Raw genomic sequence first — 18,671 nt, 5'->3', positions numbered from 1 at the left:
TCCGCTCAGGTGTCCGAGTGGCGGGGAGCAGCGACGTGGGTCAGCCGAGCGGGGAGTTCCGGGGGGACGGGGTGCGCCCGCGGAGCGGGGAACTGGTCAGCGGCGAGCGGCTGGTGGTGGTCGGCGGGCCGGAGGGCTCCGAGGCCCGGCACTGCCCGGACGAGTGGATGCCGCAGCCCCGCCGGATCCGCGGCCTGGTGCAGGCCCGGCCGGAACTCGGCCCCAGCCCCGCCGTCGGACCGCTCGCCCTGGGCACCGGCCCCGCCGACCTGCGGCTGCTGGACCGCGAGGGCGACATCGCCGCCCTGCTCGAACAGCTCCGGGCCGGGCGCTCGGTCCGGCTGCTCGGCCAGGCCGGGTCGGGCCGCTCCGCCCTGCTCACGGCCGTCGCCGAAGCCGCCGCGGAACTCGCCCCCGACGGCGTGGTGCGGCTCAGCGGCTACCGGCGGACCGCCGCCGACCTGCTCCAGGACCTGTTCGCCGTCACCCACCAGGCCCCCGACTTCCGCCCCGACCGCGAACAACTGGCCGAACTGCTGGCCGGCGTCGCCGCGGTGGTGGTGATCGACGACGTCGAACCGTTCGGCGAGGAACTGGAGGACCTGCTCGCGCTCGCCCCCGAGTGCGCGTTCCTGCTGGCCACCGTCCCCGACAGCCCGCCCTCGGCCCCCGGCTCGCGGTTGCGCGACCACCTGGTCGCCGGCCTGTCCCGCCCCGCCTGCCTGACCCTCGCCGCCCGGCTGGCGGGCCGCCAGCTGGACGACACCGAACGGGCCTGGGCGGTCGACCTCTGGTTCGAGTCCGAGGGCCTGCCGCTGCGCTTCGTCCGGGCCGCCGCCCTGCTGCGCCAGCGGGACGTCACGGTCGACGCGCTGGTCGCCGCCCAGGAGGACCGGCGGAGCATGTTCGGCTCCGTCCAGGAGTACGAACTGCCCCGCGACCCGGCCGAGTTGGAACGGGAACTGCGCCGCCAGGTGCCGCTGCCCTCGGTCGGCGAGAGCGCCGCGCCCGCCCGCCGCCTGGTCCAGGGCCTCAGCGAGTCGGCCCGGCTGGTGCTGCGCCTGGCCCTCGCCCTCGGCGGCGAGTGCCCGACCGCCCCGCACCTGCCCGCGCTGGTCGACGTCGGCCTCGGCGAGAGCGCCCTGCAGGAACTCGTCGACACCGGACTGGCGGTCTCCGTCGGCGGCCACCACCGCCTCACCGAGGGCGTGCTCGACGCGCTGCTCCCCGAGGTCGAGGACGACAGCAACGGCCTGCCCGCGCCGTTCGCCCCCGGCGGGATCGCGTACGGCGCCGCCGAACACCTCGCCTGGTGGGTCGGCCACGCCTCGGTCACCACCCGGCAGGTCGCCGCCGAAGCCGAGGTCATCCTCGCCGTGCTGCTCGCCGAACGGGAGGCCGACCGCCCCGCCGAGGTCCTCCGCCTGGCCCGGGCCGCCGCCCCCGCCCTCGCGCTGTCGCTGCGCTGGGGCGCCTGGGAACGCGCCCTGCAACTCGGCCTGGAAGCCGCCAGGATGCTCGGCGCCACCGCCGAACAGGGCTGGTTCCACCACGAGTCGGGCGTGCACGCGCTCTGCTCCGGCAGCCCGCAGCGGGCCGTCGCCGAACTCGAGGCCGCGGTCGCGCTGCGCGCCGCCGCCGGAGAGCAGCGCGGTGCCGCGGGAGCCCGCCGGATGCTCGACGTGATCCGGCTGGAGGAGACCGCCGCGCTCACCGCCGGCTCCGGCACCGAACCCGCCCGCCGCCGCCGCTCCATCCGGGCGATCGCCCAGGTCGTCCCCGGCCGGCTGCGCAAGCGCGCCCCGCGCGGGGCCCGCAAGACCGTCCTGCTCGCGGGCGCGGCCGTGATGGCGCTCGGCGTGTTCGGCACCGCGATAGGCGTCGCCGCCGGCGGCGACGACCACCCCGGCGGCGACCGCACCGGCACCTCCGCGGACGACCTCCCCCCGCTCGACCCCACCACCACCCCCCGCCCCAGCACCTCGCCCACCTCCACGCCCTCCGACAGCGGCAGCCCCACCGCGACGGACAGCCCCGGCAGCAGCGACAGCCCGACGGCCTCCGCCACCGGCCCGGCGAGCACCAGCCCCACGGCCACCCACAAGGCCACCACCACCCCGACCACCACGGCCACCACCACGAAGCCGGGCACGGGCGGCACCACCGGGGGCACCACCGGCGGCGGCACGGGCGGCGGCGGCACCGGAGGGACCACCGGGGGCAGCACGGGCGGCACGACGACCGGTGGCACCACCGGCGGCAGCACCGGCGGGACGAGCACCGGCGGCAGCACGGGCGGCACCACCACCGGGGGCAGCACCGGCGGGACGACCACGGGCGGCACGACGACCGGTGGCACCACCGGCACGGGAGGCACGACCACCGGCGGCACCGGCACGACGGGCGGCACGGGCGGCACCACCGGCGGCACGACGACCGGCGGCACGGGCACGACGGGCGGGACGACCACCGGCGGCACCACGACCGGGGGCAGCACCGGCGGGACGACCACGGGCGGCACGGCCACCGGCGGGGCCACGCCCTGACGGTGGCGGGGCGTCAGTTCAGCAGTTGCTCCAGGCTGATGTTCCCGCGGGCGAGGACGCCGGCGTACCAGGCCCAGGCGGGGCGGGAGAGCAGGGTGTCCAGGGGGTCGGGGGCGTCCGGGCCGAGGGCGCGTTGCAGGAGGCGGCGGGCGGCGCCCAGGGAGGCGTTCCGGGCGCGGAGCCAGGTCTCGGCGGCGTCCAGGCCCCCGGCGGCGTGTTCCGCGCGCAGCGAGGCCGCCCAGCCCTCGGCCCACCAGTCGGCGCGTTCGGCGTCCGGGACTTCGGCGAAGGCGGGGGCCAGCGAGGCGGCCAGGCGGCGGGACAGCTCCTCGCCGGAGGTGGTCAGCTCCGGGTACTCCTCGCGGAAGTGCGCCCAGTCGTCGGCGGCGGTGTCCGGTTCGGCGCCGGGCACGGCGTCCGGCCCGGGCGGGGCCTCGGCCAGCCATGCCTCGCCGCCGGTGAACACTTCGCGCAGCACCCCGTACCGCAGCGGGGCGGACTCGGCGAGCAGCACCGCGTCGTACAGGTCCTTGGGCTGCGGGTAGCGGTCGGTGGCCAGCCAGAGCAGCTTCCAGGCCAGCGAGAGCTCCCGCCCGGCGACGCGCAGCACCGCGCCCGGGGCGGCCTCCAGCGGTTCCGGCGGCAGCGGCAGGTGTTCGGTGAAGACGAAGTCCAGCTGGATGCCGCCGCCGGGCAGCCCGTCGGCGGTCCAGGGCAGCAGCAGGCGGCGGCCCGGGACGCGCTCGTACGTCCAGATCTCCTCGTGGACGGCCTCCCCGGGCAGGAAGCGGACCGGCCCGGCGGTGGGGACGGCGGCGGTCAGGTCGTGCAGCAGCTCGGCGGTGCGCGGGTCGTCGGGCGTCCAGTCGGCGGGGGTGAGGACGAAGTCCAGGTCGCCGGGTTCGCGGGCGGCGGCGCCGAACCAGGCGCGCAGCACGACCGAGCCGCGCAGCACCAGGTGGTCGGCCCAGCGGGAGGCGGCGACGGCGGACAGCACGGCGTCCATCGCGGTGCGGCGGGCGGCCCGCCAGGCGGCGGCCAGTGCCGGGTCGGCGTAGCGCGGGTCGGAGGTCCGGTAGGCGCTGGAGTACTGCTTGAGCGACGGGTCGAAGACCGCGATCTGCCGGGCCCGCCCGTCCCCGACCGGACGGAACGTCAGCGGCAGTTCCTCGGGGAAGCGGCGGGCCAGGTCGTCGGCGTCGCGGGCGGTGTTCACGGCAGCTCCTCGGTCGGGGTGTCGTCGAGCCAGCCGTCGTCCAGGGCGAGCGCCGAGTCGTGCACCACGTACTCGCGCTCGGTCTTCAGCGGCGGGAAGCCGGCGGTGCTGAGGGCGGCGGTCAGGCGGTCCAGGCGGGCGGCGGCGGTGGTCAGGCCGACCCGGTGGCAGCGCTGGGTGACGAAGTACTGGCGGTGGCCGTCGGGTTCGGTGCGGCGGGCGTTCCAGGAGACGTGCGCGCCGTGGCCGGACGCGGCGCGGGCCAGGGCCGCGCGGGGGGTGCCGGGGGCCAGCCGGATCTTCACGTGGTGTTCGAAGTAGTGGGCGGGGTCGGCGCGTTCGGCCTCGGCGTCGGTGCCCGGGACGCCCGGCACCCAGGGCGCGGCCTCGATCTTGACCCGGACCGGGGTGAACCCGGCCGCCCGCAGCCGGGCCGTCTCGGCGGCGGCCCGGCGGTGCTGCGCGGCCAGCGTGCCCTCGGCGCGCCAGGACAGCATCGGCTGCGAGGGGTGCCGGCCGCGGGCCAGCAGGATGTGGGTGAACTCCAGGCCGTGCGCGGCGGCCCAGCCCGCCAGCGCGCCGGCCTCGGCCGGTGCCAGCGTCAGGTGCGTCTCGTACGGGCCGGCCCCGGCGGTGCTGCGAACGGGCATGCCGGGATTGTGGCAGCCGGGTCGGACGGCGCCCCCGGCGGGAGACGGGACCGGCCCGGACCGGCCCGGGGAGGGGCTAGGTCCTGTCCGGCCGATCTTGCCGGGCGCCCGACGCCGGGCATCCCGCCTGGCAGCACCGGCCCAACACCCAAGTACATCCAGTACGAGGGCGTCGGGCCGGCACTCCCAGCCGGGCGCCCACCGCCGCGCGCTGATCCGACAAGATCGACCGGACAGGACCTAGAAGAGCTTGAGCTTGTCGTCGTCGATGCCGCGCAGCTCGTCGTAGTCGAGGACGACGCAGCCGATGCCGCGGTCGGTGGCCAGCACCCGGGCCTGCGGCTTGATCTCCTGGGCGGCGAAGACGCCCTTGACGGGGGCCAGCAGCGGGTCCCGGTTGAGGAGTTCGAGGTAGCGGGTGAGCTGCTCGACGCCGTCGATCTCGCCGCGGCGCTTGATCTCGATGGCGACGGTGGCGCCGTCGGAGTCGCGGCAGAGGAGGTCGACCGGGCCGATCGGGGTGGGGTACTCGCGGCGGATCAGCTGCCAGCCGGAGCCGAGCACCTCCATCCGGTCGGCGAGCAGCTCCTGGAGGTGGGCCTCCACGCCGTCCTTGATCAGGCCGGGGTCGACGCCGAGTTCGTGCGAGGAGTCGTGGTGGACGTCCTCCAGGGTGATGATCAGCTTCTCGCCGGCCTTGTTGGTGACCGTCCACACGCCGTCGGCCTCCTTGAGGGAGCACGGCGGCGACATCCAGTTCAGCGGCTTGTAGGCCCGGTCGTCGGCGTGGATGCTGACGCTCCCGTCGGCCTTCACGATCACCAGGCGCACGGCGGAGGGCAGATGTGCAGCGAGGCGGCCCGCGTAGTCCACGGTGCACTTGGCGATGACAAGACGCATGGGGACAAGCCTAAGGCCCGCCGGGAGTGCCCCGGTCCGTGTTCGATTCCGGAGGGGCGGAACGGCCGGGGGAGGGGCCGGCCGGCGGCGGGCGGGCCGGTGGGGCCGAGGCGGCGGAATCCCGAGACAGCCGGTCCGGGCGGAGCGGGCCCGGGAGCCGTTTGAAGCGAGTGTGCGCGCGGCGGGTGTCGGTCGGGCGGGAGCGGCGAAACATGGTGACCGCACGAGCACGTGCGGTGAGGGGCCGCAGCTCGGCGCACTGGGTTGGGACACGGCGGATTCCGGCCAATCTCCCCTCGGGAGGGGTGTTTCGGGCGGCAATCCGCCGATTCACCAGCCCGGGTGAGAGGGGGCCTGCCACGCTGGTCTGACCCCCGGCCCGGACCCCCCGACGCGCGGCGTCCACCGGGTCGTCGCGCCGTCACCGCTCGAACGACGCGCGGGGTTCACCGCACGTCGGTCCCGACGTCCCGGCGCCCCACCCCGGCGCCGACCGCACCACCGCACCTGCACCGGCACCACCGCCCCGGCGACCACGTCGGAGCGGACCACGAGAGGAGAACCCATGTCGCTCGACGTCTCACCGGCCCTGCTGGAGAAGGCCGAACGAGGCGAGGTCGACGAGCGGGAGTTCGTCGACTGTGTCCGCACCTCGCTGCCTTACGCCTGGGACATGATCAGCTCGCTGGTCGCCCAACTGGAGGTCGACGGAACCGACTTCGCCGACAACGAAGTCCCCCCGCCGAGCGAGCAGGAGCGCGGGCAACTGCTCCGCGCGCTGGCCAGCGACGCGATCCGGGGCGCCCTGCAGCGGCACTTCGGCGTCCAGCTGGCGTTCCAGAACTGCCACCGGGTCGCGGTCTTCGCCCCCGGCCCCGACACCGAGGCGCGGCTCGCCCGCTTCACCTCGATCCGGGGCCAGCTGCTCAACCAGTCGCCGGAACTGCGCGACTGCTGACCCGACGTCACGGCCCGGCGCCGTCCGCCCGCTGACGCACGCCCGGCGGCCGCACGGCAGCCGAACGCGGGCCCCCCGGTCCCTCCCGGACCCGGGGCGGCCCGCGGCCGCGCCACGGGCCCGCACAGCGCCTGCGCGGCACCCCGGGACGGGCGGCGGCCCTCAGGACAGCTGCGGCAGCACCTCCGCGCCCAGCCGGTCCAGGTTGTGCAGCGTCGCCGCGGTGTCGCCCGAGCCCTCCGCCAGCAGCGCGAAGCGCCGGATGCCGGTGCGCTCCGCGGTCGCCAGCAGCCGGTCCGCGCACTGCCGGGGCGTGCCCACCGCGTGCAGGTCGCACAGCAGCTCGGTGTACGCCCGCGGGTCGCGCATCGAGCGCTCCCGGCCGTCCACCGTGCGGTGCGCGCCCAGCCCGTGCGCGAAGAAGTCCGGCATCGCCCGCAGCAGGCTGGCCCGGGCCGCCCCCGCCCGGTCGTCGACCTGCGCCACGCCCGCCGCCACGTGCTCCCGCTCCACCCGGGCCAGCTGCTCCTCGCCGCGTCCCGCCGCCCGCCAGGCCGCCCGGTACGCCGCCAGCATCCCCCGCTTGTCCTCGTCGCCCGAGTGCATGCCCAGCAGCATCGGCAGGCCCCGCTCGGCGGCCGTCCGCACCCCGCCCGGCGAGGTGCAGGCCACCACCACCGGCGGGCCCGACCGGGCCGGCGCCGCCTCGTCCTGGCGCTGGCGCGGGATCACCGCGCCCTCCAGGCCCAGCCAGCCCGCCAGGTCCGCCCGCCGGCCCGGCTCGGCGGCCCGCGGCACCACCGCCACCTCCGGGAACGCGAACTGCGGCCCCGCCGCGCCCACCCGGGCCCCGCGCAGCCAGCGCAGCAGCAGGTCCAGCCGCTCCGGGAAGCCCTGCTCGTACGCCTCCAGGCCGCTGCCGAACACCGCCAGGTCGATCCACGGCCCGCCGCGCCCCACGCCCAGGGTGAACCGGCCGCCCGAGGTCAGGTGCAGCAGCGCCGCCTGCTCGCCCAGCGCCACCGGGTGACGGGTGCTCAGCACGCTCACCGCGGTGCCCACCCCGATCCGCCGGGTGCGGCCCAGCAGCATCGCGGCCAGCGTCGCCGCGTCCGGGCAGACCCCGTACGGCACGAAGTGGTGCTCGGCCAGCCACACCGCGTCCAGGCCCGCCCGCTCGGCGGCCGTCGCGGCCGAGAGCGTCCGCTCCAGCGCCTCGCCGTGGTCCTGGCCCGGGAACTGCGCGGACAGCAGGAAGGCGCCGACCCGGATCGCGTCCGTGCCGGCGCCCGGCGACTGCTCGGGCCGCTCCGCGGGCACCACCCCGGCGCCAACCGTCCGCGGGGCGGCGGAACGGGCCTCGGGCCGGGCGGTGGTCTTCGTCATCGGGTGCCTCCATCGGTACCGCGCAGGGTCGCGGCCCCGCCGTGTCACCACGTGAGTAACCCATGTCATGTGCCAATGGCACGCCGAACCCGCGATTTCCCCGAGGAAAGGGTGGATTACCGCCGAAACGCCGGCGACCGCCCACCGCCCGTGCTAATGGGGCGGACGGGGCCCGCGGGACGGCCGGCGGCCCCCGGGGTACAACGCGGCGCAGGGCCCGGTGGTCACCGCCGGACGGCGGGGCGCTCCCGCCCCGCGGGCCCGGTGCGGCCCGTACCCTGGAGGGACACCGTGCCGAGAGAGGGAGTCCCGTGTCACCCCGCCGCAACCGGATCGACAAGCCCGAGGACCGCGGCAGCGGTGCGCCGATGGGGAGTTCGCTGCGCCGGGTGGAGGAGTACCGGGGCGAGGACTGGGTGGTGCAGACCGTGGCCGGCACCGCCGGGCGGCACTACCGGTGCCCCGGCTGCGACCAGGAGATCCCGCCCGGCGTCGGCCACGTGGTGGCCTGGCCCGACCACGGCGGCGTCGACGACCGGCGGCACTGGCACCGGGCCTGCTGGGGAGCGCGGGAGCGCCGCGGCTCCAACGTGCTGCGGGGCCGCGGCGCTCCGAAGTACTGACGGCTGACGGGGCCTCAGGCGTCGCGCTTCCTCAGCACCAGGTAGCCGCCGAGCAGCGCGGCCGCCGTCCAGGCCGCGCAGATCAGCAGGCCGGCCCACGGCCCGTACGGCAGGTCGTCGGTCGGGAAGACCTGGGTGACGGCCGAGCCCGCCTGGTCCGGGAAGTAGTGGACGGCGTTCTTCACCACGGGGACGATCGACAGGATCGGCGAGACCAGCAGGATGAACGGCACCAGGATCGCCAGCGCCAGGATCTGGTGGCGCACCATCACCGTGACGCCGGCCGAGAGCAGGCACAGCAGGGTCAGGTAGAGCGCGGTGCCGAACACCGCCCGCAGCACGTTGTCCGAGCCCAGCGAGGTGGACAGCCCGCTGCCGAGCGCGGCCTGGCCGAGGAAGAAGGTGATGAACACCGTCACCAGCGAGGCGGCCAGCGCCAGGGCGCCCAGCACGGCGGTCTTGGCGGCCAGCAGGGTGCCGCGCTGCGGGACGGCGGCCAGCGAGACCCGGATCATGCCGCTGCTGTACTCGTTGCCGACGGCCAGCACGCCGAACACCACGATGGCGAGCCGGCCGAAGCCGACGCCGATGAACGAGACGGCGGTGGCGTCGAAGGGCACGCCGTCCTGGGTGAAGTCCGACGCGTTGTTCCGGGCGACCAGGCTGATCGCCAGGCCCAGCGCGGCGGTGATCAGGAAGACTGAGACCAGCGACCAGACGGTGGAGCGGACGCTGCGGATCTTGGTCCACTCGGACTGGGCGACGGCGGGGAACGCGGCCATCTCAGCTCTCCTTTCCGGGCTTGCGCTCGTTCCAGCCCTCGCCCCAGGCGGCGGGCGGCTGCCCGGGGGTCGCCCCGGCTCCCATGTGGTACTCCACCGAACCCGCGGTCATCTGCATGAACGCCTCCTCCAGCGACGCCTGCTGCGGGCTCAGCTCGTGCAGGGTGACGCCGTGCGCGGCGGCCAGGTCGCCGAGGAAGGCCGGGTCGCCGTCGACCACCTCCCAGGAGCCGTCGGGGCCGCTCTCGGCCCGCAGGCCGGCGCCGTGCAGGGCGTTCAGCAGCTGTTCCTGGTGGGGGGTGCGCAGGCGGACCGCGGAGCGGGAGTTGCGCTTGATGAACTCGGCCATCGGGAGGTCGGCGAGCAGCCGGCCGCGGCCGATCACCACCAGGTGGTCGGCGGTCAGTGCCATCTCGCTCATCAGGTGGGAGGAGACGAAGACGGTGCGGCCCTCGGAGGCCAGGCGCTTCATCAGGTTGCGGATCCACAGGATGCCCTCGGGGTCGAGGCCGTTCACCGGCTCGTCGAACATCAGGGTCTGCGGGTCGGCCAGCAGCGCGGAGGCGATGCCCAGGCGCTGGCCCATGCCGAGCGAGAAGCCGCGGGCGCGCTTCCTGGCCACCGCGGTCAGGCCGACCAGGTCGAGCACCTCGTCGACCCGGCCGCGCGGCACCCGGTTGGACTGGGCCAGCCAGAGCAGGTGGTCGTACGCGGTGCGGCCGGGGTGCACGGCCTTGGCCTCCAGCAGGGCGCCGATCTGCCGCAGCGGGTCCTGGATCCCGGAGTAGTGCCTGCCGTTGATGGTGACCTCGCCGCCGGTCGGGTGGTCGAGGTCGAGGATCATGCGCATGGTGGTGGACTTGCCGGCGCCGTTCGGTCCGAGGAAGCCGGTCACCACGCCCTCCGGGATCCGGAAGCTCAGATCGTCGACGGCCAACTTGTCGCCATAACGCTTCGTCAGGTGGTGCAACTCGATCATCTGCCGCTCCTTGGTCTGGAGCCAGGTTATGGCAAAAAGCGGATGAATCGGACAACCTGCGTCCGGGGCGTGCCCGGCGGGCCCTACGGTGGAACCATGACCTCGTCCAGCGCGCCGGCCGTCCGCGAGAACGGCACCGGCACCCCGCTCGTCCTGCTGCACGCCTTCCCGCTCCCCGCGCGGATGTGGGAGGTCCAACTGGAGCGCGTCCCCGGCCCGGCCGGGGACGACGCCCGGGTGATCGCGCCGGACCAGCGCGGCTTCGGCACCGCCCCGCTCGGCGACCTGCCCCCGTCGCTGGACACCGCCGCCGACGACCTGGCCGACCTGCTGGACGCGCTCGGCGTCGAACGGGCCGTCCTGGCCGGCCTGTCGATGGGCGGTTACGTGGCGATGGCCTTCGCCCGCCGCCACCCCGGCCGGCTGGCCGGACTCGTCCTCGCCGACACCAAGGCCACCACCGACACCGACGCCGCCCGCGCCAACCGGGAGCGGATCGCCGCCGCCGTCCTGGAGCGCGGTAGCGTCGAACTGCTCATCGAGGAGCAGACGGCGGAGAAGCTGCTCGCCCCCGGCACCGACCCCGAACTCACCGACGCGGTACGGCGGATGATCGCCGAGGCCGACCCGGCCGCGGTCGCCTGGGCGCAGCGCGCGATGGCCGCCCGCCCCGACTCGCTGGACGAACTGGCCGCCCTGGACGTCCCCGCCGCGGTCATCGTCGGCGAACTCGACACCGTCACCCCGCTCAGCGAGGCCCGGATGATGGCCGAGGCGCTCTCCGACGCCGAACTGACCGTCATCCCGGCGGTCGGCCACCTCTCCTCGCTGGAGGCCCCCGAGACCTTCAACACCGCCGTCCGGGCCCTGCTCAAGCGGGTCAAGTAGCCGCACGGCCGCCGGAACGCGCCGAGGGGGCCCGGAGCACGAGCTCCGGGCCCCCTCGGGCCGTTCTGGACTTCAGCGGTGTCCGGACAGGGTGTCAGCGCGACTGCTGCGCCGGCACGCCCAGCGAGTCGTCGGTCGGCTGGGAGGCCGCCGCGACCGCCGCACCGGTCAGCGTGGCCAGCATCTCGCGCACGTTGGTCAGCTGGGCGTTGATCGAGTCGCGGCGGTTGGTGAGCGCCGCCAGCTCGCGCTCCGACTCGCTGCGGACCCGGTCGGCCTTCGCGTTGGCGTCGGCCACGATGTCCTCGGCCTGGCGCTGCGCCGTCTCGATGGTCTGCCGGGAGCGGCGCTCCGCGTCGGTGCGCAGCTTCTCGGCCTCCAGGCGCAGCTGCTCCGCCCGGTGCTCGATCTCGGCGAGGCGCTTCTCCGCCTTGGCCTGACGGGCCGCCAGGTCGCGCTCGGACTGCTCCCGGCGCTTGGCCAGGTTGGTCTCGAACTCCAGGGCGGCCTGGGCGGCCTTGGTGCGGGTCTCCTCGAAGAGGGCGTCCGCCTCCTCGCGCTTGTTCTGCGCGTCCTTGTTGGCCTCGGCCCGCAGCTGCGCCGCGTCCGACTTGGCCTTGTCGACGATCCGCAGGCCCTCGTCCTCCGCCTTGGCCTTGCGGTCCTTGGCGTAGTTCTCGGCCTCGGTGCGGACCTGCTGCGCGGCGGCCTCGGCCAGCTCGCGGTGCTGCTCGGCGGCGCGGTGCGCCTCGTCGCGCAGGTCCTTGGCCTCCTCCTCGGCGAGGCGGAGGATCTTCTCGACGCGGGCACCGAGGCCGGCGTACGAGGGCTCCGCGTCGGTGACCGCGGCCTGGGCCGTCTGGGTCTCCAGGTGGAGTTCCTCGATGCGCTTCTCCAGTGCGCTGATCCGGGAGAGCGCGCTGTCCCGGTCGGCCACCAGCTTGGCGATCCGCTCGTCGACCTGGGCGCGCTCGTACCCACGGCGTACCAGGTCGAAGCCGTGCGGGGAGTGACTGTCGCTCATGGGATTTCTGGGCTTCCTGTCGTCAAACCGCTGAGATGGTTGAGGGAATCCTGACACGGTACCGGAGTGTCAACGGCGAAACGCCGTCGGTTCGCGGACAATGTCCGCTCAATCGGGTGGCGCGCCCCCGGAGCGATTGCCTCCCGACCGCGGAGAGCCCACTCCGGCACCTGCCTTGGGCCCTCCGTCCTTCTTGCTTCCCCCGTTGCTGTGGGCCGACGCGGCGGGCGCCTCGAACGCCTCCAACGCCGACAGCACGTCCTGGACCCGAGAGATCTCGGTGTTGATGTCCTTGCGCCGACGGACCAGCTCGTCCAACTCCCGCTGGCCCTCGTCGGTCACGCGCTTGGCCTCGGACTTCGCCTCGGCGAGGATCCGCTCGCTCTCCTCCGCGGCCAGCCGCAGCTGCTCCTCGGCGTCCGAACCGGCCCGGCGGATCCGCTTCTCGGCCTCCTCGTCGGCGCGCTTGAGCCGGGACGCGGCCTCGTCGGCCGCCGCCTCCAACTGCTCCTCGGACTCCATCTCGGCGGCCTTGAGCTTCGCCTCCGCCTTGATGATCAGCGCCTCGGCCCGGGTGGTGGAGTCGGCCAGCTTGTTCTCGGCCTCCTTGAGCAGCGTCTCGGCCTTGCGCACCGCGGAGATCCGCACCCGGCCCGCCTCCGCGGACGCCTCCGACGTCAGCTCGGACACCCGGGACTCGGCCGCCGCGATCAGCTCCGCCGCCCGCTCCTCGGCCTCCGCGACCTGCGCCTGCGCCTGCTCCTCGGCCTCGGTCAGCTGCTCCTGGGCCGCCGTCACCAGCGCGTCCACCCGCTCGCCGGCGGACTTCATCGCCTGCGCGTTCTCCTTGCGGGCCCGCTCGTGCAGCGCCTCGATCTCGGCGTCGGTGCGCTCGCGCAGCTCCTCGGCCCGCTCGCGGATCGCCGTGGAGTCCCGCCGGGCCTCCGAGAGCAGCGCGTCCGCGTCCGAACGGGCCTTCTCCACCGCGGACTTGCCCCGCGCCTCGGCCTCGGCGCGCAGCCGCTCCGCCTCCTGGCGGGCCGCCGACACCATCGCGTCGGACTGCTCCTCGGCGGCCGCGGCCACCGCCAGCGCCTCCGCCTGGGCCTCCTCGCCGAGCTGCTCGGCGTCCGCGAACGCCTTCTCCAGCACCGACTTCGCCTGCTCGCGGGTCGCCTTGTCGTACGCCTCGGCGGCCTCCCGGGTCTCCCGGTCGAAGGACTCGGCCCGGGCGCGGATGTCCGCGTCGAAGTCCTCCGCCAGTGTCCGGGTCGCCAGCGCGTACTCCTCGGCGTCCGACCGCAGCGCGGCCGACCGGTCCTCGGCCTCCGCCAGCGCCGCCGCCGCCAGCTCCTCCGCCTCGGCCAGCACGCGCTGCCCGGCGGCCTCCGCCTCGGCCCGCTGCTGCTGCACGAACTCCGCGACCGCGGCCCGCAGTTCGGCGCTCTCCCGCTCCGCGGTGGCGCGCAGCTCGCGGTCGTACGCCTCGGCGCTCTCGCGCAGCTCGGCGCTCTCCCGCTCGGCCGCGGCCCGCAGCTCGGCGATCTGCCCGGTGGCCTTCTCGTGCATGCCCGCCACCGACTGGCGGACCTCGGCGGCCTCCTGCTCGGCCGCCGCGACCAGCTCGGCGGCCCGCGCCTCGCCGTTCGCCCGCAGCTGCTCGGCGGCGTGCTCGGCCCGCTCGCGCAGCTCCGCGGTCTCCCGCTCGGCGCTCGCCCGCAGCTCGCGGTCGTACGCCTCGGCGCTCTCCCGCAGCTCGGTGCTCTCGCGCTCCGCGGTGGCGCGCAGCTCGGTGGTCTCGCGGTCGGCGGCGGCCCGCAGTTCGCGGTCGTACGCCTCGGCGGCCGTGCGCTGCTCGGTGGTCTCCCGCTCGGCCCGCTCGCGCAGTTCGGTGCTCTCGCGCTCGGCGGTGGCGCGCAGTTCGGTGCTCTCGCGCTCGGCGGCGGCCCGCAGTTCGCGGTCGTAGCCCTCGGCCTCCTCGCGCAGCCGGGCCGCCTCGGCCCGGTCGGCGGCGGCCTCGGTGCCCAGGGCGGCGGCCTCCGCGCGGGCGGCGGCCAGGGTCTGCTCGGCCTCGGTGCGCAGCCGCTCGGCGTCCTGCTCGGCGTCGGCGCGGGCCCGGGCGGCGTCGGTGGCGGCGCTCTCGCGCAGCGCGGCGGCCTCGGTGCGGGCGGCCTCGCGGACCTGCTCGGCCTCGCCGTCGGCGGCCTCCCGGACGGCGGCGGCCTCGGCCAGCTTCTCGGCGGCCTGCGCCTGGTCGCGCTCCAGGTCGGCACGGGCGGCCTCGCGGGCGGCGGCGGCCTCCTCGCGCAGCGCCTCGGCGGCGGCCTCGGCCCGCTGGGCGACGGCGCGGGCGGCGTCCTCGGCGTCGGCGCGGAGGATCCGGCCGGCCTCCTCGGCCTCGGCGCGGTGCTGCTCGGCCCACTGGGCGGTGTCGGCCCGCAGCGCCTCGGCGGCGGCGTCGGCCTCGGCCCGGACGGTGGCGGCCGCGGCGGCGGCCTGCTCGCGCAGTTCGGCGCCGTGCCGTTCGGCGGCGGCCCGGGTCTCCTCGGCGGCGGCCTCGGCCGCGGCCAGCTCCTCGGCGCGGGCCTGCTCGGCGGCGGCGGTGATCTTCTCGCCCTCGGCGCGGGCCCGGGCCAGGGTCTGCTCGGCCCGGCCCTGGACGGCGGCGGCCTGCTCGCGGGCCTCGGTGCGCAGCCGCTCGACCTCCTCGCCGGCGCCCGAACGCAGCGCGTCCGCGTCGGACTTGGCGCTGGTCAGCAGCTCCTCGGCCTGCTTCGCGGACTCCTCGATCTGCACCGCGGCCTGCCGGCGGGCCTCGGCCCGGACCCGTTCGGCCTCGGCCTCGGCGGTGGAGCGCTGCTCCTCGGCCTGCTCGCGGGCCCGGGCGGCGTCGGCCTGCATCCGCTCCAGCTGCTCGCGGATCGAGGCGGCGTCCTCCATGGCGGCGTTCTGCGCCTGCTCGACGGCCTCGCGGGCCTGTTCCAGCAGGGTGCCGGCCTCGGACTTGGCGTGCTCGACCAGCCGTTCGGCCTCGGCGGCGGCCTCGCCGCGGGTGGACTCGGCGTCGTTGCCCGCCCGGGTGAGCACCTCCTCGGCCTGCTTGGCGGCCCGGGCCAGCCGCAGCGCGGCGTCCTTGGCGCCCTCGGCCCGGCCGGCCTCCTCGGCCTCGGCGCGGATCCGGGCGGCCTCGGCGGCGGCCTCCTCGCGCAGCCGGGCGGCCTCGGCCTCGGTGGCGGCCCGGCGCTCGGCGATCTCCGCCTCGGCCTCGGCGCGCAGCCCGCTCGCGACCGCCTCGGCGGCGCCGCGCAGGCGCTCGCTCTCCTCGCGGGCGGCGGCCTTGGCGGCGTCCGCCTCGGCCTGCACGGTGGCGGCGGCGGAGCGGATCAGCTCGGCCTCGCGGGTGGCGGCGGCCACCATCTTGGCGATCTCGGCGCGGGCGGTGGCGGAGCGCTGCTCGCTGGCGGCGGCGCCGTCGGCGACCTTGCGCTCGGCCTCGCTGGTGGCCTCGGCCTGCAGGCGCTGGGCGGCGGCGGTGGCCTCCTCGCGCATCCGGGCGGCCTCGGCGCGGGCCCGCTCGGTCTCGGCCAGGGCCTCGGCGCGCAGCCGCTCTATCTCGGCCTGGGCGCCGGCCAGGGCGGCCTCGGCACGCTCCTGGTCGGCGCGGGCCTGCTGCTTGAGGGTGGTGATCTCGGCCTCGGCGGCGGCCAGCTTCTGCTCGGCGGCGGCGTGCGCGTCGGCGAGCTGCTGCTGGGCGGCGCCGAGGGCGGCGGCGCGGTGCTCCTCGGCCTGGGCACCGGTCTGCTGGGCCTGCTCGGAGGCGGCGCGCAGCAGGCGCTCGGCGTCGGTCTGGGCGCGCAGCAGGGCGGCCTCGGCCTGGGCCTGGGCCTCGCCGCGGGCGGCGTCCACGTCGGCGGCGGTCTGGGCGCGGGCCTGGTCGGCGAGGGCGGCGGCCTCGGCGCGGACGGCGGCCATCATCCGGTCGGCCTCGGCGCGGGCCTCCTGCAGCAGGCGCTGGGCCTCCTGCTCGGTGCCGGCGCGGGTCTGCTCCGCCCAGTTGACGTTCTCGTTGACGTGGCGCTCGGCGGCGGCCCGGAACTCGGCGAGCTCCTCCTCCAGCCGGCGGCGCCGGGCGTTGAACTCGGCCTCCAGCTGGGCGGTGCGCTCGGCGGCCTCGGCCAGCATCCGCTGGGTGGCGGCCTGCGACTCGCGCACGGCGCGCTCGGCGTCCGCGCGCAGCGCCTCGGCCTGCATCTCGGCGTTGCGCAGGACCTGTTCGGCCTGGCCGGAGACGGAGTCGAAGGCGCGCGGCTGGGCGAGCTGCCGGCGGGCCTCGTGCAGCTTGGCCCGGAGGACCTCCACCTGGTAGGCGAGGTCGTCGGCGTGCTCGATGGTCTTGTCCCGCTCCTTGCGGGCCTTCTCCAGCTCGGCCTCGAACTTGGAGAGGTGATCCTCAGCCTCGTAGCGGTCGTAGCCCCGCACTCCGCGGTCCATCCATCTCCTGGTCGCGTCCTCGACCGGGCCGCTCCGCCCCCGTGGTCCACGGGCGGATCGGTTGGTCCTTGCCATCGCTCCGCCGTCCGGGTGGACTCGGGAGCGAAATGTTGCCTCTGGAGAATGGTGACAGATCCGAACGGCGACCGTCCGGCCGTGCCCGCGTCGTGGACTCCCCTGCGGTGCGCGGACCGGCGGTACCAGCGCACCTGGGCATTGTAGTGGGAGCCGCTCCCGGGGGAATGGGGGCGAGGTGCTTTTCGGAAGTTACCGACCGGTTCGTTACCGGCCGGACGGCCCCCGGACCCGCCCCGTACCCGGTGCGTACCCGCGCTCGGCCGGCTCCGGTCAGTGCTCGGACGGCTCCGCGCCGGTGACCAGTTCGGTCAGCACGCCGCCGCAGTCCTTGGGGTGCAGGAAGGTGATCCGGGAGCCCATCGACCCCCGCCGCGGCTCGTCGTACAGCACCCGCACGCCCTTGCCCGCGATCGCGGCCGCGTCGGCGTCCACGTCGGCGGTGCCGAACGCGATGTGGTGCACGCCCTCGCCGTTCTTGGCCAGCCACTTGGCCACCGTGGAGTCCTCCCGGGTCGGCTCCAGCAGCTGCAGGTAGGAGGCCCCGCCGTCCCCGGTGTCGTTGATCTTCAGCATGGCCTCGCGCACCCCCTGCTCCTCGTTGACCTCGCTGTGGAACACCTCGAAGCCGTACGCGGAGCGGTAGAACTCGACCGTCCGGTCCAGGTCGAAGCAGGCGATGCCGATGTGGTCGATGCGGGTCAGCACGGTGTCCTCCGGAGGGTGCGGACGGTGAGGGATGGCACCCAGTGCAGCGCATCGCGCCGACCGGACGCCAGCGGGCCGCGCTGCGAGCCTGCTCACACGTCCCTGCCCGGATCCGGCACGGTGTTCACTGGTAAGTGCCAGTAGCGCTGATCACATCGTCCCGGCGGTGACGCAGAGGTGACCGATCAGTACATTGACCGCATCCCCCGTACCCTCTGGTCCGACGCGCGAAGGGGCTCGTCCATGACTACTTCTGTGATCGTCGCAGGTGCCCGCACCCCGATGGGGCGGCTGCTCGGCTCGCTCAAGGGATTCTCCGGCGCCGAGTTGGGCGGCTTCGCCATCAAGGCCGCGCTGGAGCGGGCCGGGATCACCGGCGGGCAGGTGCAGTACGTGATCATGGGGCAGGTGCTGCAGGCCGGCGCGGGGCAGATCCCGGCGCGGCAGGCGGCGGTCAAGGCCGGCATCCCGATGAGCGTCCCGGCACTGAGCATCAACAAGGTCTGCCTCTCCGGGCTGGACGCGATCGCGCTGGCCGACCAGCTGATCCGGGCCGGCGAGTTCGACATCGTGGTGGCCGGCGGCCAGGAGTCGATGACCAACGCCCCGCACCTGCTGCCCAAGTCCCGCGAGGGCTTCAAGTACGGCGCGATCGGCATGCTCGACGCGATGGCGCACGACGGCCTGACCGACGCCTACGAGAACATCCCGATGGGCGAGTCCACCGAGAAGCACAACACCCGCCTGGGCATCGCCCGGGACGTGCAGGACGCCATCGCGGCCGCCTCCCACCAGCGGGCCGCCAAGGCCCAGGCCGACGGCGTGTTCGAGGCCGAGATCACCCCGGTGCCGGTCCCGCAGCGCAAGGGCGACCCGGTGATGTTCTCCCAGGACGAGGGCATCCGGGCCGACACCACGGTCGAGGGCCTGGCCAAGCTGCGCCCCGCCTTCGCCAAGGACGGCACGATCACGGCCGGCACCTCCTCGCAGATCTCCGACGGCGCCGCCGCGGTCGTGGTGATGAGCCGGGCCAAGGCCGAGGAGCTGGGCCTGAGCTGGATCGCCGAGATCGGCGCGCACGGCAACGTCGCGGGCCCGGACAACTCGCTGCAGTCGCAGCCGTCCAACGCGATCAAGCACGCCCTCGCCAAGGAGGGACTGGAGGTCGGCGACCTCGACCTGATCGAGATCAACGAGGCGTTCGCCGCGGTCGCCCACCAGTCGATGAAGGACCTCGGCGTGGACGACTCGATCGTCAACGTCAACGGCGGCGCGATCGCGCTCGGCCACCCGATCGGCATGTCCGGCGCCCGCGTGGTGCTGCACCTGGCGCTGGAGCTGCAGCGCCGCGGCGGCGGGGTCGGCGCGGCCGCGCTGTGCGGCGGCGGCGGCCAGGGCGACGCGCTGATCGTCAAGGTCCCCGCGCAGGGCTGACCTGAACCCCG

General features: G+C 75.7%; 14 protein-coding genes. 5 read left to right on the top strand and 9 right to left on the bottom strand.

Annotated elements, in window-relative coordinates; all coding sequences use genetic code 11:
* The first annotated feature begins 35 nt into the window (after positions 1-35).
* Positions 36-2,546: an ATP-binding protein gene (locus EDD39_RS01030; RefSeq protein WP_148089374.1), complete on the top strand. Its 2,511-nt coding sequence runs from the start codon at positions 36-38 to the stop codon at positions 2,544-2,546.
* Positions 2,547-2,559: 13 nt separating this feature from the next.
* Here the strand turns inward: EDD39_RS01030 and EDD39_RS40520 are convergent, their stop codons facing one another.
* The 3 genes from EDD39_RS40520 to nucS form a co-directional block, all read right to left on the bottom strand.
* Positions 2,560-3,762: a nucleotidyl transferase AbiEii/AbiGii toxin family protein gene (locus EDD39_RS40520; RefSeq protein ID WP_244256552.1), complete on the bottom strand. Its 1,203-nt coding sequence runs from the start codon at positions 3,760-3,762 to the stop codon at positions 2,560-2,562.
* Positions 3,759-4,412 carry a hypothetical protein gene (locus tag EDD39_RS01020; protein ID WP_123552867.1) on the bottom strand — a complete coding sequence of 218 codons (654 nt, stop codon included), beginning with the start codon at positions 4,410-4,412 and terminating at the stop codon, positions 3,759-3,761. Before EDD39_RS01020 ends, EDD39_RS40520 begins: the two co-directional genes overlap by 4 nt.
* A gap of 240 nt (positions 4,413-4,652) precedes the next feature.
* Positions 4,653-5,312: an endonuclease NucS gene (nucS, locus tag EDD39_RS01015; protein WP_030457709.1), complete on the bottom strand. Its 660-nt coding sequence runs from the start codon at positions 5,310-5,312 to the stop codon at positions 4,653-4,655.
* Between the two features lie 565 nt (positions 5,313-5,877).
* On the opposite strand from nucS, the gene EDD39_RS01010 reads away from it, so the two are divergent.
* Complete coding sequence (locus EDD39_RS01010) at positions 5,878-6,270, top strand: SCO5389 family protein (protein ID WP_030457708.1); 393 nt, start codon at positions 5,878-5,880, stop codon at positions 6,268-6,270.
* 162 nt (positions 6,271-6,432) lie between these two features.
* Here EDD39_RS01010 and EDD39_RS01005 read toward each other — a convergent pair whose 3' ends face one another.
* A complete protein-coding gene (locus tag EDD39_RS01005; RefSeq protein WP_123560018.1) occupies positions 6,433-7,542 on the bottom strand; it encodes an LLM class flavin-dependent oxidoreductase in 1,110 nt (369 codons plus the stop codon).
* Positions 7,543-7,967: 425 nt separating this feature from the next.
* On the opposite strand from EDD39_RS01005, the gene EDD39_RS01000 reads away from it, so the two are divergent.
* On the top strand, positions 7,968-8,279 hold the full coding sequence (locus EDD39_RS01000; protein WP_123552866.1) for an ATP/GTP-binding protein: 312 nt from the start codon (positions 7,968-7,970) through the stop codon (positions 8,277-8,279).
* 14 nt (positions 8,280-8,293) lie between these two features.
* Here the strand turns inward: EDD39_RS01000 and EDD39_RS00995 are convergent, their stop codons facing one another.
* Together EDD39_RS00995 and EDD39_RS00990 are read right to left on the bottom strand one after the other, a co-directional pair.
* Positions 8,294-9,061, bottom strand: coding sequence for an ABC transporter permease (locus EDD39_RS00995; RefSeq protein ID WP_123552864.1), 768 nt, complete (start codon positions 9,059-9,061; stop codon positions 8,294-8,296).
* A gap of 1 nt (position 9,062) precedes the next feature.
* A complete protein-coding gene (locus EDD39_RS00990; protein ID WP_123552862.1) occupies positions 9,063-10,040 on the bottom strand; it encodes an ABC transporter ATP-binding protein in 978 nt (325 codons plus the stop codon).
* A 96-nt stretch (positions 10,041-10,136) separates the two neighbouring features.
* Here EDD39_RS00990 and EDD39_RS00985 point away from each other — a divergent pair, with 96 nt between their 5' ends.
* Entirely contained in the window at positions 10,137-10,928 is a 792-nt protein-coding gene (locus EDD39_RS00985) for an alpha/beta fold hydrolase (RefSeq protein ID WP_123552859.1), read from the top strand.
* Positions 10,929-11,022: 94 nt separating this feature from the next.
* On the opposite strand, the gene EDD39_RS00980 is transcribed toward EDD39_RS00985, so the two are convergent.
* The 3 genes from EDD39_RS00980 to mce form a co-directional block, all read right to left on the bottom strand.
* Entirely contained in the window at positions 11,023-11,952 is a 930-nt protein-coding gene (locus EDD39_RS00980; RefSeq protein ID WP_030457702.1) for a coiled-coil domain-containing protein, read from the bottom strand.
* A 108-nt stretch (positions 11,953-12,060) separates the two neighbouring features.
* Positions 12,061-16,443, bottom strand: coding sequence for a hypothetical protein (locus tag EDD39_RS00975; protein ID WP_123552857.1), 4,383 nt, complete (start codon positions 16,441-16,443; stop codon positions 12,061-12,063).
* Between the two features lie 348 nt (positions 16,444-16,791).
* Positions 16,792-17,226, bottom strand: coding sequence for a methylmalonyl-CoA epimerase (gene mce / locus EDD39_RS00970; RefSeq protein WP_123552855.1), 435 nt, complete (start codon positions 17,224-17,226; stop codon positions 16,792-16,794).
* A 243-nt stretch (positions 17,227-17,469) separates the two neighbouring features.
* On the opposite strand from mce, the gene EDD39_RS00965 reads away from it, so the two are divergent.
* On the top strand, positions 17,470-18,660 hold the full coding sequence (locus EDD39_RS00965; RefSeq protein WP_123552853.1) for an acetyl-CoA C-acetyltransferase: 1,191 nt from the start codon (positions 17,470-17,472) through the stop codon (positions 18,658-18,660).
* Positions 18,661-18,671: the final 11 nt, after the last annotated feature.

The sequence above is a fragment of the Kitasatospora cineracea genome, assembly GCF_003751605.1.
Lineage (GTDB): Bacteria > Actinomycetota > Actinomycetes > Streptomycetales > Streptomycetaceae > Kitasatospora > Kitasatospora cineracea.
Note: the sequence above shows the minus strand (reverse complement) of the source record. Positions and strands in the feature narration are given on the sequence as shown.

Coding starts and splice junctions, on each gene's coding strand:
- EDD39_RS01020 (WP_123552867.1), bottom strand. CDS start 4,412: ATGCCCGTTCGCAGCACCGCCGGGGCCGGCCCGTACGAGACGCACCTG.
- nucS (WP_030457709.1), bottom strand. CDS start 5,312: ATGCGTCTTGTCATCGCCAAGTGCACCGTGGACTACGCGGGCCGCCTC.
- EDD39_RS01010 (WP_030457708.1), top strand. CDS start 5,878: ATGTCGCTCGACGTCTCACCGGCCCTGCTGGAGAAGGCCGAACGAGGC.
- EDD39_RS00995 (WP_123552864.1), bottom strand. CDS start 9,061: ATGGCCGCGTTCCCCGCCGTCGCCCAGTCCGAGTGGACCAAGATCCGC.
- EDD39_RS00990 (WP_123552862.1), bottom strand. CDS start 10,040: ATGATCGAGTTGCACCACCTGACGAAGCGTTATGGCGACAAGTTGGCC.
- EDD39_RS00985 (WP_123552859.1), top strand. CDS start 10,137: ATGACCTCGTCCAGCGCGCCGGCCGTCCGCGAGAACGGCACCGGCACC.
- EDD39_RS00980 (WP_030457702.1), bottom strand. CDS start 11,952: ATGAGCGACAGTCACTCCCCGCACGGCTTCGACCTGGTACGCCGTGGG.
- EDD39_RS00975 (WP_123552857.1), bottom strand. CDS start 16,443: ATGGACCGCGGAGTGCGGGGCTACGACCGCTACGAGGCTGAGGATCAC.
- EDD39_RS00965 (WP_123552853.1), top strand. CDS start 17,470: ATGACTACTTCTGTGATCGTCGCAGGTGCCCGCACCCCGATGGGGCGG.